The sequence below is a fragment of the Nostoc sp. DedQUE08 genome (genome assembly GCF_034530895.1).
GTDB lineage: Bacteria > Cyanobacteriota > Cyanobacteriia > Cyanobacteriales > Nostocaceae > Nostoc.
The window spans coordinates 1-18,115 of sequence record NZ_JAVRCD010000048.1 but is presented as its reverse complement, the minus strand read 5'-3'; the positions used below and the strand labels follow the sequence as shown (position 1 = coordinate 18,115).

Below are 18,115 nucleotides of genomic sequence, written 5' to 3'. Positions count from 1 at the left end.
TAAGCAACAATCTCCATATATGACATAGTAGGTGGAACTTCTGCTATCAATGCTCTTGTCGTAGAGTCTCTACGACAGAAATTTAAGAGTAGCGATCGCTTTTAGCAATCGGTAATTCCAAGTATGGAACTGGTTGATCCATAATTCGAGGGTTCTAAAATACCAAGGAGTAGTTTTACTAACACTTTTATCCATAAAAAATATGAGCGATGCCTTTAACCGACTTGCACCTTTCATTCAAGAATATATTTATCATCACCAGTGGACTGAATTACGACCAGTTCAAATTGCCGCTTGTCAAGTTATATTTGACACTGATGCTCACTTGCTAGTTACTGCTGCAACTGCTGCTGGGAAAACAGAAGCAGCTTTTCTGCCAGTTTTGACTCTATTACATACCAACCCTGCTGCCACAATTGGCGCATTATATATTAGTCCAATCAAAGCTTTAATTAACGATCAATTTGAGCGTCTTAATGACTTACTAAAAGAAGCAGATATTCCAGTTTGGCACTGGCACGGTGATGTTTCGCAAACTCGAAAAAACAAACTGTTAAAAAATCCGCAAGGCATTCTCCAAATTACCCCAGAATCTCTAGAAAGTTTGCTAATTAACAAAAATCAAGACCTACCTCGCTTATTTGGTGATTTAAGGTTTGTCATCATTGATGAAATTCACGCCTTTATGGGTTCAGAACGCGGTTGTCAAATTATTTGCCAATTACAACGTTTAGCAAAGTTGACGCAAAAACAACCGCGTCGTATTGGTTTATCGGCAACTCTTGGGAATTACTCAATAGCGGAAAATTGGTTGAGTTCAGGAACAGATAAGCCAGTAATTACACCAAAAATTGATGGTATAAAACGCCAGATAAAACTAGCTGTAGAACATTTTTATATTACTGATGAAGTAGATGAATCAGAAGCAACAGCAGATGAACAATATATTTTCAACCTCAGCAAGTCTCGCAAATGCCTGATATTTGCTAATAATCGCACACGTACCGAATCTATAATTGCATCTTTGCGACAAATTGCTACAGAACAAGGACTACCAGATATATATCATGTGCATCATGGGAGTATATCTGCTAGCTTACGGCAAGCTGCTGAAAATGCGATGCGTGAACCCAACAATCCAGCCGTTACCGCCGCCACTCTGACTCTAGAATTAGGTATAGATATCGGTCATTTAGAGCGAGTGATTCAGTTAGAATCACCCTTGTCTGTAGCTAGCTTTTTACAACGCTTGGGACGAAGTGGTAGAAGAGGAGAAGCTGCTGATATGCGTTTTGTCTGCGCTGAAGATAAGCCATTAGCAGAAGCTTCTCTAGCAGAACAAATACCCTGGCAACTTTTGCAATGTATTGCTATTATTCAACTTTATTTAGAGGAACAATGGATTGAACCAATTAGACCAATTAAATATCCTTTGAGTTTGCTTTATCACCAAACCATGAGTATTTTAACAGCAGCAGGGGAAATTTCAGCTAATGCTCTAGCTAAACAAATTTTTAGTCTACCCCCCTTTAATGCTCTTTTAAAAGAAGATTTTCAATTATTACTACACTATTTAATTGATATTGGTCATATTCAGCAGACTGAACAAGGTAAATTAATCCTGGATTTGGCAGGAGAAAAGGTGGTGAGAAAATTTCAGTTTTATGCTGTCTTTGCTGAACAGCAAGAATATATTGTTAAGCAAGGTACAACAGAAATTGGCAGTATTGTCACACCGCTTCCTGTTGGCAATCAATTTGCTTTAGCTGGCAGAAGTTGGGAAGTCGTAGAAGTTGACTTCAAGAAGAAGGCTATTTTTGTTAAACAAGCTGAGGGTAAATCTAGTATTTATTGGCGTGGTGGTGGTGGGACTATTCATACCAAAGTTTTGCAACGAATGCAGCAAGTATTATTTGAGAATATCCAGTATAGTTACTTACAAAAAAATGCTTGGAAACGGTTATGTCAAGTTCGCCAAATGGCGCAGCAAGTTGGATTAGATAAGCAGAATATTTTGCAATTAGAAAAAGGTAAATGCTGTATTTTTCCTTGGATGGGTACGGTTGCTTATCGCACCTTAGAAAGATTACTCAACTCATACTGTCGCGAATCGTTGGAAATTACAAGTATTGGCGGAGTAAATCCCTATTATTTGACAATTAAATTAGGCAAGGATAAATTTAAATATCTTTATCGTGAAATTACTTCATTATGTGAACAAAGAATTATTCCAGAAGATTTAGTCAGTAGCTCAGAAGCACCGGAAATTCAAAAATATGATGGTTTTATTCCTCATTCCCTTTTACGAAAAGCTTTTGCTACTGATTATTTGGATATGAATGAACTCAAAAAACAAGTGGCATTGTGGGAAGAATAAAAATATAATTCGGAACTCTTTAAAAGTAGCTATTTTTTAATTAACTTTTGGAGCGATCGCAAATCATAATTTAAGATTTTTCCAGTCTTCAAAAGTTTTAAATTGGAATTTGAATCCAGAATTCTGTGCCTTTTCCTGGTTCTGATAGACAATTCAAAATTCCACCATGTTTTTCTACTATAATTTGGTAGCTAATTGATAGTCCTAAACCTGTTCCCTTACCTACCTGTTTCGTGGTGAAAAATGGATCGAATAACCGCTTTTTAATATCTTCTACCATTCCTAATCCGTTGTCAGCAATTCGGATGACAACAAATTTACTCTCTAAAACTTCAGTACGAATTACAATTTGCGGTTTATGATTTGTTTTTATCTTAACCATTGACTCTTCTAAAGCATCGATCGCATTAGTTAAAATATTCATAAACACTTGATTTAACTGGCCAGCATAACAATCAACTAGAGGCAAATTACCATATTCTTTAATTATAGATATATCTAAGCCAATTCCGTTGTTTTTCCAACGGTGATGCAAAATTAATAAGGTATTTTCAATTCCTTCGTGAATGTCAACTAATTTTTTATCTGCTTCATCATGGCGAGAAAAATTTCGCAATCCTAAAACAATTTCACGAATACGATTAGTACCCATATTCATCGATGATAGAAGTTGATAAAGGTCACTAGTAAGAAATTCCAAATCAATTTTTTTAGCAAAATTTTCAATTTCTACTTCTGGATGGGGATAATGTTGCTGATAAAGGTGCAAAAGAGTTAACATCTCTTGAAAGTATTCATTAGCAAAGGTTAAGTTACCATGAATAAAATTAACTGGATTGTTGATTTCATGAGCAACTCCAGCGACTAATTGCCCTAAGCTAGACATTTTTTCATTTTGGATCAGTTGAGATTGAGTTTGTTGCAATTTATGCAAGGTTTCGGTGAGTTTTTCAGCTTGGGTTTGAGCTTCTAAAGTAGCAGTGCGACTTTGGGTATAAAGTTGTGCATGATCGATAGCGATCGCTAGTTGATCGCAAACAGCTTGTAACAGGTTAATTTCACTGTTAGTCCAAATGCGATCGCCACTACAATGACTGCACACAATTGCTCCAATTTCTCCAGAATTACTTTTAACTGGTAGCATTAGTTGAGATGTGATGCCAAACTCAGTTAAAAGTTCTTGTATATCATAATCAAGTTGTGATTTACTATTAATATTTTCGATGCAGATTAGCTCTTGAGAGAGAAGATTTTGAGTTAAAAAATTGCTTTTTTGCAGTGGAATACTGCCTAGCATACTTGTTAAGTTAGGGTTTCGTGCTTCATAGGTAATAGTTAGGCTTGCTTGGGATGGGTGCGGTAAATAAGAAAGAAAGTAGCAACGGTCAATTTGTAATAAGCTGCGAATTTCATTCACAGCAGTTTCTAGGATCATATCTAGGTCAAGAGAACTGCGAATTTGACTAGCTAGACGCAGTAACAAAGCTTCCCGACGGCTGAGGAGTTCTTCTCGTGCCCAGATTCGGTCAATAGCCACAGCAATATTATTAGCAATCCAATTTAATAGATTATGAGTTGGTTCGGTAAATAATTGTTTGCTAAATAAAGCCATTATACCGATTATTTGCTGCTCTACTATTAAGGGATAAGCAGAAAATCGAGAAATTGAGAATGTAGACTCTATAAGCTTTTCTGAATGATTAACAGATAATTCTTGGTTAAAAATAGCTTGATGGTTTTGAATCATTAAGCCAATAATATTATTGACTAAAGCAATATGTTCTGGGAAATCTTGGGTATCGCTCAAAGTACTACAGGTAATATCTGTGCAATGAACACCAGCTTGTAATTGTAGCTGGTTTGTTTGTCGTTCAAATGTCCAGATACAAACAAAGCCGATATCAAGGTATTGGGAAATAGTATTTGTACAATTTTGCAAAATTTCTGGAAGTGTGCCACTTTGAGATAAGGCTAAACTGACTTCTGCACTCAAAACTGACAAGCGCGATCGCTCCAATAAAGCTAACTCTGAAAGCTTACGCTGTGTAATATCTGTGCGAATCGATACATATTGATAGGGCTTTCCGTCTTGTCCCAACATTGGGGCGATCAAAGTATCCACCCAATAAAAAGTGCCATCCTTAGCTTTATTTTGAATTTCTCCTTTCCAGATTTTCCCTTGGGCGATACTTTTCCATAAGTTTGCAAAGAATTCTTTTGTATGGTGTCCAGAATTGATAATCCGATGATCTTGCCCTAAAAGTTCTTCTGAAGAATATTTAGAAACTTCACAAAATAAGTCATTGACATAAGTTATTTTTCCAGTTCTATCAGTAATAGCTACCAGTGAATGAGCATTTAAGGCAAATTTAAAAGCTTCTAATTCTTGGATAGAATTTTTTAGCGCTATCTCATTCTGTTTATTAGCAGTAATGTCACGAGCTACTGCATACATCAATTTTTCTTCACTGAAAGCAGTTACATTCCATGACAGCCATTTGTAAGAACCATCCTGACAAAGATAACGGTTTTCAAAGCTGACTGCATCTACAGATTGTGTGATATTTTGGGCTGCTGCAATAGTAGATTCGCGGTCTTCAGGGTGAACAAATTCGATAAAGGGTTGAGCAATAAGTTCCTGAATTGACCAACCTAATATTTTTGTCCAAACCGGATTTAAATACTTAAAATAACCATCAAAGTTAGCAATACACAATAAATCTAGAGAAAGTGAGAAAAAGCGAGAATATTTTTCTTCAGATTTATTGAACTCATATTGAACTAGTTTCATCAGCTTTTTAGGTATGAATCTTTTTTGAAAAAGGTTAAATAAGTTAATACGTTTCTTTATTGAAGTTGAATTACTATTTTGATGTAATCTATCAACCCAGAGACTCACGTCATGCTAGTTCTAACCAAGACTGTTGAGCTTACCAATAAAAACGTAATTAACTTGATGTAGAGCCAATAAGTATCTAGTCGTTTCTACTGAGTAAACTAGCTAGCTATCGAGTTAATTCTCTACTAAATAAAGGTTTCCCTAAAAAGCTGTAAAGTAAACATTTAGATTTTAAATTTAAAATAAGAAGTGTTACGTAAACTGAATTAATCAGAATTTTTATTTGTAATTGTCCTTAAGTAGCTAAGGCATTAGTACCACAAAGCGTAATTCGTAGTTAAGAATTCAATTACGAATTATGAATTACGTTAGCGAAAGCGTTGCGGTAGCGAGTATTCGAGCATCCGCAGGAGCGTCATTACAAATTATTTTTAAGCAATACTCCCGCGCTTTCTGGCTTCTTTGTAGGAAGTTCCCACGTTTTTCAAGCCAGCTTTAATCATTTGTTGTTCGAGAAGAGCAAAGAAACGCGCTTTATCGCCACCTTTTACCACTGCTTGATTGTGCGCTTCGGCGATCGCTACAGGGTAGCCATATCCTTTTTGTACTTGTGCTAACATCAGTCCCAGTGCTTGGTCTAACATGGTTGCATTCTCGGCTACCCATACTGGAACTTCGATTCGGGCGATTTCGGTGCCAACGTGGACGTAGCAAAAGTAAATTGTTTGATCGCCATAAAGTTCGAGAATAGGAGAATTGCTGCGCCACAGAGTACTGCGTTGTCCTGGTTTGAGTCGGGTTGACCAAACAGAAGTATCTCGCAACTGTTCAAAAATTTTACAAGCTACTTTTTCTAACTGATTTGGGCAATAAGTTTTACAGTCTGGCACTGGATGGGGACAAGCTAATAACCGTAAAAAGTTCATTGTTTCGATGCTGCGAGAGGCGCTAAGATAGCCCATTAAAGGAATTTGAGCATCACGCATCTGCTGCCAAGCTTCTAGGATGGGTGGTAAAATGCGATCGCGTGCATCCATCGGCAACTGTTCTAAAAACCAGTAAATTAGCGAACCATCTACCATCGCTAGCGCTGGCGTTTCCGCTTGTGCTGCATCACACGCAAGTTCTGCTAACACCGTTGTTTCTGAAGCAGTGCGGCGAAAACTCATCCATTCCTCGGTTCTAATTCCCCATTGCCGAGACATATATAAATCTTCTGGACGATAAAATACTTCTGGTAAACTATCGAGTAGCGGATGGCGATTTTGTCCGTAGTGCAAGACGACTCTGCCAATATTTAGCAGATAACAGTAAGCAATTTCATGATGGTTGGGGGCAATTTGAGAACCATCGGTAGCGATGACAGTATGAATTTTTGGGGGAACTGGGATATCGATGCAGGTTTCTAGCGCCTCAATTGGGGTAGCATTAGCAAAGAGAATGCGATCGCGCCATTTTTCCTGGCGATCGATTAAATCTTGTTGACACTCGTAGGCATTTTTTAAATGTTGTTGTGCCAGTTCTAAACGCTGACGACTAGCAGCAGCTTCTAAGGTAAGATGCTGACTTAAACCCTGCATTTGTCGCGCCAGTTTTGTTAGGTCAAGCATAAAAGTAAGTGCGAAGTGAGGAGTGAATACTTGTGAGTTATTATTTCACTAAATTGACAAAATACATATTTGATTTATATAAATACGTCAGAAATTAAATATGCATTATTCAAAATCTTTATAGAGACGTAGCACTGCTACATCTCTTTTTGACTAAATATTTAATATATTAAAGCCAAGCTGAGAAATCTTTGGCAAACTGAGAAAGTGATAACAACTGAATTCGCGGATCGTTTTGAGCAGCTTCTCGTTCTACTTGGGTATTATAGCCCCAGTCTGCAAGAAAAAGTTTCACATCTTCAAGGTCTGCTTGCTGTTGGACTAATTGTAATGTCTTGAGTCTATCTTCTACAAACCAGAGACTAACAGATTTGTCTTCTGATGACTGAATTAATTCTCGCAAAATTTCATATTTGGGACGCTTAACTTCTTTCCCAAAGATTGATTCTGGTGGTAAATTTACTCCTTCTTGTTGTAACAACTGCTGTACAAAACGCCCTTCTTTAGTTGTCACAATGTATAGCTTAACTCCACTGTCGATAGTTAATTTGATTTTTTCTACTACAGCCGGATAAAATCTATGCAGACTCAGCCAACCACTTAAATCCGTGGTAATCCATTCATCTCGTTGGTTATCTAGTTTTACACCAATTTCTCTTGCTTGAAGCCGATCGTTTAACAAAATTTGTGGGGCAATGCTCACCCATTCATGAAGAATCTTTTCGTCAGAAATTCCATCTATCAAGGCTTTAATTAAAATGGGCATTTCCCAACCTGTTTCAATAACAGGTCTTAGTCGATAGAATCTTAAAGCCAAATCATCTGGCGGTGTGTCGTTAGCAGAAGACCAAATTTCACAGTAGGTACGCCATGCTACCTCAAAATATTCAATTAATCCGTCGCAAATCACTCCATCAAAGTCCAGGGCTAAAATTTGGGGACTACTTGTGGTCATTGGTTTGAGAATAAAACTGCTGTTGTCAGCTTACCCGACAAATTTAAATCATGCAGTAATTTTTGTTAGTCTTTTATAATTCATAAATTTGCTGAAAAACTGTGGTGGCATTGTAAAATTTGATTTGTTAATGGTAGGTTAACGAGGATCTACAGCAGGTTTGCGATCGACTAAACGAATTTGATTTTGCTTGACTACTACGGTGATTAGTGGTAAAGAGCGTTTAGCTGGCCCACGAACAACTCGGCCTTGAGAATCGTATTGAGATCCATGACTTGGACAAATAAAGTGATTCTTCTCAAGATCCCACTTGACTGTACATCCTAAATGGGTACAGATTGGACTGATAGCGTACTCAGCAATCTGTGGCCCGTTTTGAATAATCAGATAATTTTACCATTAGTAGAATAATCTTCCATGATGATTGGATTTAGCCACAAAGGTCTACTAATATACTACGGTGCGATCGCATTAATATTAATATACATTTGTGTTTACTGTGGGTTGATTTTCATAAAATTAGTTTTTTTAAGAGTTGCGCCTAAACTGTAATTTTTAATTATTATTTATTTCTGGAGTAGGAGGTTATTTATAAACCTCAGAGCTAAACTATAACCTCAGATATGCTCCTTAAAAAAAAATTCTTCAAAATATCTTCTCAAACTCTCTCCAGAGAAAGAACTCTTTATGTCTTTAATTTTTTAAGCTGTTGTTAGTCGAGTTCCATTTTTGAATAACTGAAAGCGCCATGAGTGATAAAAATCAAGAAAATCAAATTAATCAACCAGTAGGCGAAGATCGGGATTCTCGTGAAAAGCCAGATGTGAACGAAAGAAACTTAACCGCGAATCCAGGAGATAGAATTTCTGATAAGCCTCAATCAGTTGAAGAGAAGGCTAAACAGGCAGCTGTTGATGATGTACCAGACATTACAGGCGACAAAATCACAGTGCCAACTTACTTCGTTGTGGATGAACCTGATGGTGAAAAAAAGGCACTCCACCACGTTAAAGATGCTGAAGAAATTTCCGACATGATTCGGGAAGCACGAGTTGACGAAAATGGAAATCGAGTTTGGTGGTAGTTGTCTATTAAATACGCACAGACGCAGAGAAGTTATTAAATACTCTCTGCTTCTTTGTGTCTCGCGTTGACAGCAGATTGAAGATATTTTCCTCTGCATTGGAATACACTCTAAATTAAATCAGAATCTTTAGTTGTATTAGTATTTATTTCGCTCCAAATCTTTGCAACTTCGTTTCCTATTTCTTTTGGTGAGAACTTAGTTCTTTTTGTCTGTAGTTTAAACCTTTTATATGCTTCATCTACTGGATAATGCATTATTTCCATTTTTCCATCTGAACCACTGATTCCATTAATATTATCTATAATTGACACTGTTTCTAATTCAGCTTCTAACTGCTCAAAAAGTCTTCACCACCAACTTCAAGATAGTATTGACTACCTACAAAAGCAAAACCAACTCCTAACTCTATTAAAAAATCGCGCATGTGTTTGATTAAAGCACGTTCCAAATCACGTTCCAGAAAATCTTCTCCTAAATTGAGAAAATCAAAAGTGTAGGGGTCTTTCAACAATTGCTGTGCTAATTCTGATTGTGCTTGAGGTAAAGTGCGGTTAAAGTTGGTAGTTGCTTTACCCTGACGATGATACAACTTGCTTTCAATCTGGTGAACTAAAATATTCCGACTCCATCCATGCTGGATAGTTTGTTGTACATACCACAAGCGTTCTGTTTGGTCTTTAACAGTATCCAAAATCCGAACATTATGACCCCAGGCAATTAGTGCAACAAGTTGTTGCACTAATTGCTCATCTGGATAAGCTTCGGCAAATGCCCGCATATATTTAAGGTTGCGAAGCAAAAAGCCTTTCATTTCTGGAAAAGCTTTCTGCAAGTCAATTGATAACTTTTGCGCCCCAACCCTGCTGCTGTTGACGATTCAGAATATCTCGCCCAATTTGCCAGTAGAGTAATAGTAATTCTTTATTGACTGCAACTGCGGCTCGTAACTGAGCGCTAGAAATTCGTGTTTTTAGTTCAGTTAAAAAATCTTCATAACCAACGATCGCAGATGCACTCTTTTGTGAAGTTTCGGATTTATCGTCTCTAGGCATAAAAAAGAATTAGTGCTACTTTTATTCTGCCACCATCACACCAAATTCTGGTATCAGATACAGATACAGCAGAATTTAGAAGTAAAACACTCTTTCTGTCTGGGTAATAGACTTAGTTTGTGTACTTCACCAACTTGAAACCTGCTGTATACAAGTATCCAGCATTATGGCAGTATTTTTGCTGTATCGGTTAAACAGGATGTGAGTGGAATTTGCCAGAATTTACGCAAGAGCGATCGCCACAACTTCAATCTTTTTTCATTAAAAACCTTTTTTAGCCCTGAAAAATTAAAGGTTCTAAGAAGTCGTCACTTGTACCTTTGACATCAGAGTGTATAGCCTGAATAATATTTTTACGTAAAAATCCATACTTATATAAGAATCATATTTGATTTTTGCTAAATATACTGAGAGCAAAACCCGATCGCGCTTGCTCTGAGTTAGCTTGGCTTTTAAAAATCAAATTTGATTGTTATATAAACTGGTATTAATAGGGTTGCATTATGCATTTCTCGAATTCAAAAACCAGCTTAAAAACTCGTCAAAAAAACAAGAAAATAGGTACATTTATTTTGACTCATAGCAACATTTTACTGCTGACTGCATATTTAATCACTCTACCAATTGGTACATTAATAATTTTATCTTTATTATTACCCTTATTCAGTGCTAGCTTATTCGCTTCCATTGGAAACTCGTATCACTCTACATCGATTCCTTGGATAGATAATGCATCTGAATGCGAACATACTGGCAGAAATTGGAGCGATCGCAAGTGTTGGGATAATGAACACAATCCCATGTTTTGAATGGTGATTGCAAAAAAGCGTAGGTCTAGCCCGTCGTAGACATCGCTCTCATCCATGCCACTGAGTAAATTCCGATCTAACTCGCCAATTGCAAAATAATCATCATTAATATGCAATTATCGCATCAATACGGATTTACTATAGCTTCACAGATGCGATTCTAAATGAGGGAATAAAGATGGATACCCCTGGTGTTTACCAGGGGCTTTTTATTTGGCAGCTACCCCTTAAACGTCAACACCGGACTCAATCGCGCCACAACGTTTACCATTTCTGCCTCAACTTGCACATCAATCACAGACTGAATCGGTTTGTAGGCAGCAGGTGCTTCCTCAATTCGGCGTTCTTCACGCAAGGTGATGCAGTCTACTCCGGTTAATCCCAGTTCTGCCTGACTTTGAGATGCACCTTTGCGACTGAGGTCGAACCGAGAACGAATTCTTCCCGCCCCATGTGAGGCCGAATTACAAAATGCTGGATTCCCTCTACCCACCATCAGATAAGAATAAGCACCCATCGAACCAGGGATAATCACTGGTTGTCCTATATGGGCAGGACAAGCGCCCTTGCGTGTTACCCATCCCTGACCTTCTGGTAAAGTGATGTTATGGGGCAAGTCATAAACTAAAGGTGCTTCCACATCTTTGTATACTTCCCGCAAACGCAGACGTAGCAATTCCGCTAACAGCAGGCGATTGATAAAGCCATAGTTAGCAGCAGTTGCCTCAGCTTGTAGGTAACTGGCAACTAGTTCCGGGTGAGAAGAAGTAGAGAGAGGAAAAATCTGAGAATCAGGGTACTTTAGACCTTTTTGCCAAGTCGCCTTAGCTTTATCTCGCCACATTCCCCCAATATACTTACCCACGTTTCGAGAACCAGAGTGAATCATAAAAGCTAGCTGTCCCTCGCGCACTCCCCAGGCGTGGGCAAGTGGGCGATTTTCAACTTTATCAACCCGTTGCACTTCGACAAAATGATTGCCGCCGCCAATGGTTGCCAGTCCGCCATCGCGTACTAGTCCAGCATCGGGAACCAATTCTTCAGGCGCTAGTTTCCAGTCACCATCCATTGAACCATCTAAGAAAATGCGTTCGCTCTCTTGGGCAAGTTGTGACAAATCAGATTTGATTACACTCCCCGTAGGCTCGTCTAGCATGGCATCCAGCCAACCGGGAACTCCGTACTGAAATAGCGATCGCATTGCTTGAGCAGTCATTGTCACATCACGCGTACCGAAGAAGTAATCCCCCTTCATCCGTTCTACGAATTGGTCGCGCTTTGCCAGGAATTCGTCGATTGTCAAATCAACAACATGCAGGCGCATCCCACAATTGATGTCAGAACCGACAGCACCAGGAATGACTTGACCCACCGTTTCTACGACTGAACCAATGGCAACACCCGCATCACCTGGGTGAAAGTCAGGCGTAGCACAGGCACGACAAACGCATCCACCTGATGGGTGACGGACGCTTGCTAAATTTGCTAACTGCTTCAATGCCTTAGCTTCTACGGGGAAGTCTTCTGGCAGCAACACTTCTGCTACAGGGGCATCAGGAGAATTAATTAAACTAACTGAATAAGTGCGATTGTTATAAGTTACATCTAAACCTTGCCGCTCTAAAGCACGCAGGAGACGTTTAAGATTTTTTGGCTGCATGAAAACTCCAAATAAGGTCTTAAATAAGACCTCTTGTTGTGAAGAGAGGAGGAGACTTGGTTCAGCAGCCGCGTCTCAATTAGTGCAGAAGGTCATTTTTCCAGAACTGTGGGCAAAACAACAAGTTAATTCTGACTAATGTGGTTATATAGCCTTAATAACACACTGTTTCATCAAATGACAAGTGTTTTGTAGTACGTTGTATTTTTGATGGGCAACGGTTACTCAGTCAAACCAAAGTTGTAAATAAATTTGAAGTTTGGCGAAAAACTTTTAAAAATCTCTAGACTCTCCAGCCGGCTAGAGAGTCTAGGATAAATTCAAGGCGACTCTCTTTCCAGTTATTTCTAATGTGTGAGAGATACGTCTCAATCATCCGTTCATTTTATCCCGTAAATCTATGACTCTCCAACTCACAGTTCCCAACATGGCTTGTTCTGCTTGTGCAAGCACCATCACCAAAACACTTCAGGCAGTCGATGCCAATGCTAGCGTTCAGGCCGATCCAACAACCAAGCTTGTCAATGTTGAAACTCAAGCATCAGAAACAGCAATTAAGGAAGCGTTAGCTGCTGCGGGTTATCCAGTTGCTTAATTTTTAGCAAGAAAGGCACGAGGTGGTGTTTCGACTACGCTCAACAACCAGACAGGAGGCAGAAGGAATAATTCTCTGGAGCCTCCTGCCGCGTTAAGTCCCTAATCAAAATTTATGATTTGGTGGCTTGCAATTAGATGGAGTTGAGAGCAACAGATAATATTCCTGCCTCCTGCCTTCTTCACGCTCCTCTCACACCAATTACAGGGGTTCATCTAGTTATGGATACTCTCACACTCAAACTTCGAGGCATGAGTTGCGCCGCTTGCGCCAACAATATCGAAAAGGCAATTCGCTCTGTTTCTGGGGTAATTGACTGCAACGTTAATTTTGGAGCCGAGCAAGCTACCATCAAATACGATCGCTCTCTAGCCAATTTAGAGAAAATCCAAGGTGCGATCGCTGCTGCGGGATACTCTTCCTACTCACTCCAGGAAGAATTGCTCACTGAAGAAGATGATGCCGAGATTGCAAGTAGGCAAGCATTACAACGCCAACTCTCCCTCAAAGTAGCAGTGGGAGGTGTAATCAGCATTTTCCTATTTTTGGGGTCGTTGCCCATGATGACTGGGCTAAATTTACCCTTGATTCCAAGTTTCCTGCAAAATCCTTGGATACAATTACTGCTGACAACACCCGTTGTGTTCTGGTGTGGTGGATCTTTTTACCGGAATGGCTGGAAATCCCTTAAGCGGCATACAGCGACGATGGACACGCTGATTGCTTTGGGCACAAGTGCAGCGTATCTATATTCTTTGTTTGTCACTGTTTTCCCGAACTTTTTTATTACTCAAGGCTTGATACCTCATATTTATTACGAAGTAGCCGCCATTGTCATTACCTTAATTTTGTTGGGGCGGTTGCTGGAAAATCGCGCTAGGGGACAAACTTCTGAAGCCATCCGCAAACTCATTGGACTGCAAGCTAGAGATGCCAGAGTCATTCGCGATGGTAGAGAAATTGATCTTCCCATCGCCGAAGTCAGAATCAACGATGTAATTTTGGTGCGTCCTGGTGAAAAAATTCCGGTAGATGGCGAAGTGATTACAGGCGCTTCGACAGTAGATGAAGCGATGGTGACGGGTGAAAGTTTGCCAGTCAAAAAGCAGCCAGGAGATGAGGTAATTGGGGCGACGATTAACGGTGCGGGTGCATTTAAGTTTCGGGTGACACGAATCGGAAATGATACATTTTTGGCTCAAATCGTCAAACTAGTGCAACAAGCACAGGGTTCTAAAGCACCAATTCAGCGCTTGGCAGATCGAGTTACAGGATGGTTTGTACCAGCTGTGATTGCGATCGCGATCGCCACTTTCATCATTTGGTTTAATTTCACGGGCAACCTTACCCTAGCAACAATGACAACGGTGGGTGTACTAATTATCGCTTGTCCTTGTGCTTTGGGTTTAGCTACGCCCACTTCTGTAATGGTTGGGACGGGCAAAGGTGCAGAAAATGGCATTTTGATTAAAGGTGCTGACAGTTTAGAACTAGCACACAAAATTCAAACTATCGTTCTAGATAAAACCGGCACTTTGACTCAGGGTAAACCGACAGTTACAGACTTTGTAACAGTCAACGGCACAGCTAATGGTAATGAAATCAAGCTTTTACAGTTAGCAGCAACGGTAGAACGCAATTCTGAGCATCCTTTAGCTGAAGCGGTTGTAAAATACGCCCAGTCTCAAGAAGTGAGTTTAATAGATGCAAAGAACTTTGCAGCTAATGCAGGTAGTGGCGTGCAAGCAGTTGTTGCAAATCAGCTTGTGCAAATTGGTACACAACGCTGGTTAACAGAACTTGGAATTAACACCATGAGTCTCCAGCAGTATAAAGATGCCTGGGAAGCCTCTGGTAAAACAGTCATTTTGATTGCTGTGGATGGCGAACTACAAGGAATAATGGGTATTGCCGATGCCCTAAAACCTTCGTCAGCAACAGTGGTGAAAGCCTTACAGAAGTTAGGTTTAGAAGTAGTAATGCTTACTGGAGATAATCGTAAAACTGCTGAAGCTATCGCAAGACAAGTTGGCATCCAGCGAATCTTTGCCGAAGTGCGTCCAGATCAAAAGGCAGCGATTATTCAATCTTTGCAAGGGGAGATAGAGAAATTTCCCAAATCCAAAATCCAAAATCCAAAATCTAAAATTGTCGCAATGGTAGGTGATGGGATAAATGATGCGCCAGCGCTAGCACAAGCTGATGTGGGAATTGCTATTGGGACGGGAACAGATGTAGCGATCGCAGCTAGCGATATCACTCTAATTTCTGGCGATTTGCTCTTAATTGTCACGGCTATTCAACTTAGTCGCGCCACCATCAACAACATTAGGCAAAATCTATTCTTTGCCTTTATTTACAACGTCATTGGTATTCCTATTGCGGCGGGAATTTTGTTTCCCATCTTTGGTTGGTTACTCAATCCAATTATCGCTGGCGCGGCGATGGCTCTTTCTTCGCTGTCTGTTGTTAGCAATGCCCTCAGATTGCGTAACTTTCAACCAAAAACTATCTGATAATTGTAGGGTAATTTAGGAAATGTTCACTCAAAAAACGCTTTGGGGAAGCCTTACAGCTTTAGTGCTGCTCGCAGGAACATCAGGCGTAACATTAGCAGAAATGCCAGCCCATTCACCAGAGCAAAACAGCGAATTTCATAGTATTGAGCAACCTTTGGGCTTGAAAGTTGGTGTTGCGATCGCAGGTTTAGCTTTAATTGGACTAGAGTTGTGGTGGTTTCTTCTCTATAAAAGTCCTGATTCCTGATTAGTGTCAGTCCTGAGAGGTGTTTTGAATAATCGGACAAATTGTCTTCTCATGATGGTTGCTGATATTCTTCCAGCCTGAAAGTAATCCCTTAATTTCAGAGCGCAAAGTTAACAGCTGATCGATTTGGCGATCGATCTGCAAGACTTTATCTTCAAGCTTTTCTTTGATTTCACCACAGGGAGTTTGCCCTTGGTCATAAACTTGAAGAATATTTCCAATCTCTTCTAGGCTAAGACCAAGATTTTGTGCCCTTTTAATGAATGCTAGACGAGTTAGCACATCCAATGAAAACTGGCGAAAGCCTCCCTCGGTTCGTCTTAATGAATTGATTAAACCTAAACTCTCGTAATAACGAATTGTTCTGATGGGTATTCCAGTTAAATCTGTTACCTGACCAATTAAAAGCAGTTTTTTATCTTGAGTTAACATGGTAGATTTTCCCAAGGCTTGTAAATATTATTACATATTTTGCTAAACATCAAGTGGTTTGAGAGGTAAGCGAAATATTATCACCAGTATTAGAACTTTTTATCGTAAATTAAAAGGCTTAAGACCCCTACATCTACATGTAGCACCAATTCTAGTCAGGGTTTAAATCCATATCTGAAATGTCTTTAATTTTGAATTGTTAATGGGTAGCTGTTTCTCATGGTACTGAAAGTAACTGTTTTTTTGGAGTTGCCATGTTACTTCTAGATTAACTGCTTCACTTCAAGTGAAACCATAAAAATGAATCTCAACTCGCAGACTTTTAGCTCAATCCGTAAACCTAAAATTTTCAATAATCCAGAGCGTTTTATTGAGGGATGGTATTGGGTAATACCCTCTCAAAATCTGCGGGTGGGTGAAGTAAAACCTGTCACGATTTTGGGTAGAGAATTAGTAATTTACCGTGGTAAAGATAAAATAGTAGTTACCTTAGATGCCTACTGTCCACACATGGGCGCTCACCTTGCTGAAGGCAAAGTTGAGGGTAATGCACTACGTTGTTTTTTCCACCACTGGAAGTTTGATGCTGAAGGAATGTGTACTGATATTCCGTGTTTAGATGTACCAGCTTCCCTAAAGTTACAAACTTGGCCCACTGCTGAAAAGTACGGGATGATTTGGGTTTGGACTGGAGAAATACCACAGCAACCTCTACCTTTTGTTCCAGAGTTAGAGCAAAAAGAGTGTGATGTCGCCATCCATTCCCACTTCTTGCTGAACTGTCATCCTAATGTGGTGATGATTAATGCGATTGATGCTCAACACCTCAATACAGTTCACCAATTGCCACTAGAAATTATTTTTGAAAGACACGAACTAAACGAGAATGCGATTATCTTCAGTAATACTACACCCATCAAAGACAATTTCTTTTTGATTAAGCTCATCCGTCTTTTCTACAAAAATGTCATAACTTACAGTATTTGCTATTGGTTCGGTAGCATTGGCATTGTGACACTTGGGCCTGATTTCTTTCATGTCCACATGATGGTTGCAGTTCGCCTCCACGAAGGGGGAAAAACTGAAGGTCAAGTTTTGTTGATGACTAAAAAACGTAAAGGAGTTTTTGGTTGGTTATGCAATCGAGTTGTGCTATGGCTGACTAAAATTGCGGCTAAGTACTTTCTCATGGGTGACATCAAGATTCTTCAAACAATTCAGTTTGATTTGAAAACTCCCATCAAAGCAGATTACTCAATTATGCAGTTTATTAACCATGTTGAAAAACAGCAATCCCTAATGTGGGGGACTTGGCAAGAAATGCGATCGCGCGATGTGGAAAGCAAGCCCAAACGTGAGAGATGGGAAGATACAATGAGTAATGACTAACACCATGTTTATTATGACCAAAAGTTCGTCAGACTGCTTGGCCAATTAAATGCACGCATTATAACTATTGTCAACAATCTTTTCAAGAAATGAATCGTTTGTAGAGGCGTATAGATGTACGCCTCGACCAATGGATGTCTAGCAAATGTTTTCCAAAATGATCTAACGATTAATAAAAATTAAAAGTTTAACAAAGTTACTTTTTTACTGGATTACTAGATAAATAAAAAGAAGTGGCATAAGCCACTTCCTAATTCCCAGGTAGAACCTAAGTTATGAGTATAACGACTACAAAAAAATGAAATAGTATAAACAAACACCAATTAACTGAATATCTCTATTTTCCTTGTTTCTAGGTGAGTAAATCCTGATTTTTATGTACTAAATAACTGTATATTTACATAAATCTCATGATTGTAATGCAGACTCAAGTTTATCAAGTTCATCGTTGAGATATGCTAGTTTCGCTTCTTCATCAAGAAGTTGCTGTTCTAAGCTCGACTTTATCCATTTTTGGCTACGGGTCATCACAAATGTAGGCGAT

15 protein-coding genes and 1 pseudogene are annotated in these 18,115 nt (G+C 39.2%); 6 read left to right on the top strand and 10 right to left on the bottom strand.

Annotated features, from left to right (window positions below; translation table 11 throughout):
* Nucleotides 1–202 precede the first annotated feature (202 nt).
* Nucleotides 203–2,377 (top strand): DEAD/DEAH box helicase, encoded by a 2,175-nt coding sequence (locus tag RMY64_RS26500; protein ID WP_322701566.1) that lies wholly within the window; start codon nt 203–205, stop codon nt 2,375–2,377.
* Between the two features lie 97 nt (nt 2,378–2,474).
* Here the strand turns inward: RMY64_RS26500 and RMY64_RS26495 are convergent, their stop codons facing one another.
* The 4 genes from RMY64_RS26495 to RMY64_RS26480 all read right to left on the bottom strand — a co-directional run bounded on the left by RMY64_RS26495 (nt 2,475) and on the right by RMY64_RS26480 (nt 8,129).
* Nucleotides 2,475–5,168 carry a PAS domain S-box protein gene (locus tag RMY64_RS26495; RefSeq protein ID WP_322701565.1) on the bottom strand — a complete coding sequence of 898 codons (2,694 nt, stop codon included), beginning with the start codon at nt 5,166–5,168 and terminating at the stop codon, nt 2,475–2,477.
* Nucleotides 5,169–5,647: 479 nt separating this feature from the next.
* Nucleotides 5,648–6,826: a DNA double-strand break repair nuclease NurA gene (locus tag RMY64_RS26490; protein WP_322701564.1), complete on the bottom strand. Its 1,179-nt coding sequence runs from the start codon at nt 6,824–6,826 to the stop codon at nt 5,648–5,650.
* A 169-nt stretch (nt 6,827–6,995) separates the two neighbouring features.
* Nucleotides 6,996–7,781 (bottom strand): HAD family hydrolase, encoded by a 786-nt coding sequence (locus RMY64_RS26485; RefSeq protein ID WP_322672144.1) that lies wholly within the window; start codon nt 7,779–7,781, stop codon nt 6,996–6,998.
* Nucleotides 7,782–7,919: 138 nt separating this feature from the next.
* On the bottom strand, nt 7,920–8,129 hold the full coding sequence (locus RMY64_RS26480) for a Rieske 2Fe-2S domain-containing protein (RefSeq protein WP_322701582.1): 210 nt from the start codon (nt 8,127–8,129) through the stop codon (nt 7,920–7,922).
* A gap of 400 nt (nt 8,130–8,529) precedes the next feature.
* Here RMY64_RS26480 and RMY64_RS26475 point away from each other — a divergent pair, with 400 nt between their 5' ends.
* The gene (locus RMY64_RS26475) at nt 8,530–8,865 is read left to right on the top strand and encodes a hypothetical protein (RefSeq protein ID WP_322672145.1); all 336 of its coding nucleotides are present in this window, start codon (nt 8,530–8,532) and stop codon (nt 8,863–8,865) included.
* Nucleotides 8,866–8,975: 110 nt separating this feature from the next.
* On the opposite strand, the gene RMY64_RS26470 is transcribed toward RMY64_RS26475, so the two are convergent.
* The 5 genes and pseudogenes from RMY64_RS26470 to RMY64_RS26450 all read right to left on the bottom strand — a co-directional run bounded on the left by RMY64_RS26470 (nt 8,976) and on the right by RMY64_RS26450 (nt 12,389).
* Nucleotides 8,976–9,179, bottom strand: a complete 204-nt coding sequence (locus RMY64_RS26470) for a hypothetical protein (protein ID WP_322672146.1) — start codon at nt 9,177–9,179, stop codon at nt 8,976–8,978.
* 17 nt (nt 9,180–9,196) lie between these two features.
* Nucleotides 9,197–9,376 (bottom strand): PDDEXK nuclease domain-containing protein, encoded by a 180-nt coding sequence (locus RMY64_RS26465; RefSeq protein ID WP_322701581.1) that lies wholly within the window; start codon nt 9,374–9,376, stop codon nt 9,197–9,199.
* Nucleotides 9,377–9,505: 129 nt separating this feature from the next.
* Nucleotides 9,506–9,920 (bottom strand): annotated as a pseudogene (locus RMY64_RS26460) (DUF1016 N-terminal domain-containing protein); the annotation flags it as partial.
* A gap of 700 nt (nt 9,921–10,620) precedes the next feature.
* Entirely contained in the window at nt 10,621–10,845 is a 225-nt protein-coding gene (locus RMY64_RS26455) for a hypothetical protein (protein ID WP_322672149.1), read from the bottom strand.
* Nucleotides 10,846–10,949: 104 nt separating this feature from the next.
* Nucleotides 10,950–12,389 (bottom strand): RtcB family protein, encoded by a 1,440-nt coding sequence (locus RMY64_RS26450; RefSeq protein ID WP_322701563.1) that lies wholly within the window; start codon nt 12,387–12,389, stop codon nt 10,950–10,952.
* Nucleotides 12,390–12,789: 400 nt separating this feature from the next.
* On the opposite strand from RMY64_RS26450, the gene RMY64_RS26445 reads away from it, so the two are divergent.
* From RMY64_RS26445 to RMY64_RS26435, 3 genes are all read left to right on the top strand, one after another.
* Entirely contained in the window at nt 12,790–12,984 is a 195-nt protein-coding gene (locus tag RMY64_RS26445) for a heavy-metal-associated domain-containing protein (protein WP_322672151.1), read from the top strand.
* Between the two features lie 221 nt (nt 12,985–13,205).
* Complete coding sequence (locus tag RMY64_RS26440) at nt 13,206–15,500, top strand: heavy metal translocating P-type ATPase (RefSeq protein WP_322701562.1); 2,295 nt, start codon at nt 13,206–13,208, stop codon at nt 15,498–15,500.
* Between the two features lie 22 nt (nt 15,501–15,522).
* Nucleotides 15,523–15,750 carry a hypothetical protein gene (locus RMY64_RS26435; protein ID WP_322672153.1) on the top strand — a complete coding sequence of 76 codons (228 nt, stop codon included), beginning with the start codon at nt 15,523–15,525 and terminating at the stop codon, nt 15,748–15,750.
* Nucleotides 15,751–15,756: 6 nt separating this feature from the next.
* On the opposite strand, the gene RMY64_RS26430 is transcribed toward RMY64_RS26435, so the two are convergent.
* Nucleotides 15,757–16,182, bottom strand: a complete 426-nt coding sequence (locus RMY64_RS26430; RefSeq protein ID WP_322672154.1) for a heavy metal-responsive transcriptional regulator — start codon at nt 16,180–16,182, stop codon at nt 15,757–15,759.
* Between the two features lie 300 nt (nt 16,183–16,482).
* Here RMY64_RS26430 and RMY64_RS26425 point away from each other — a divergent pair, with 300 nt between their 5' ends.
* Nucleotides 16,483–17,571 (top strand): aromatic ring-hydroxylating dioxygenase subunit alpha, encoded by a 1,089-nt coding sequence (locus RMY64_RS26425; RefSeq protein ID WP_322701561.1) that lies wholly within the window; start codon nt 16,483–16,485, stop codon nt 17,569–17,571.
* Nucleotides 17,572–18,115: the final 544 nt, after the last annotated feature.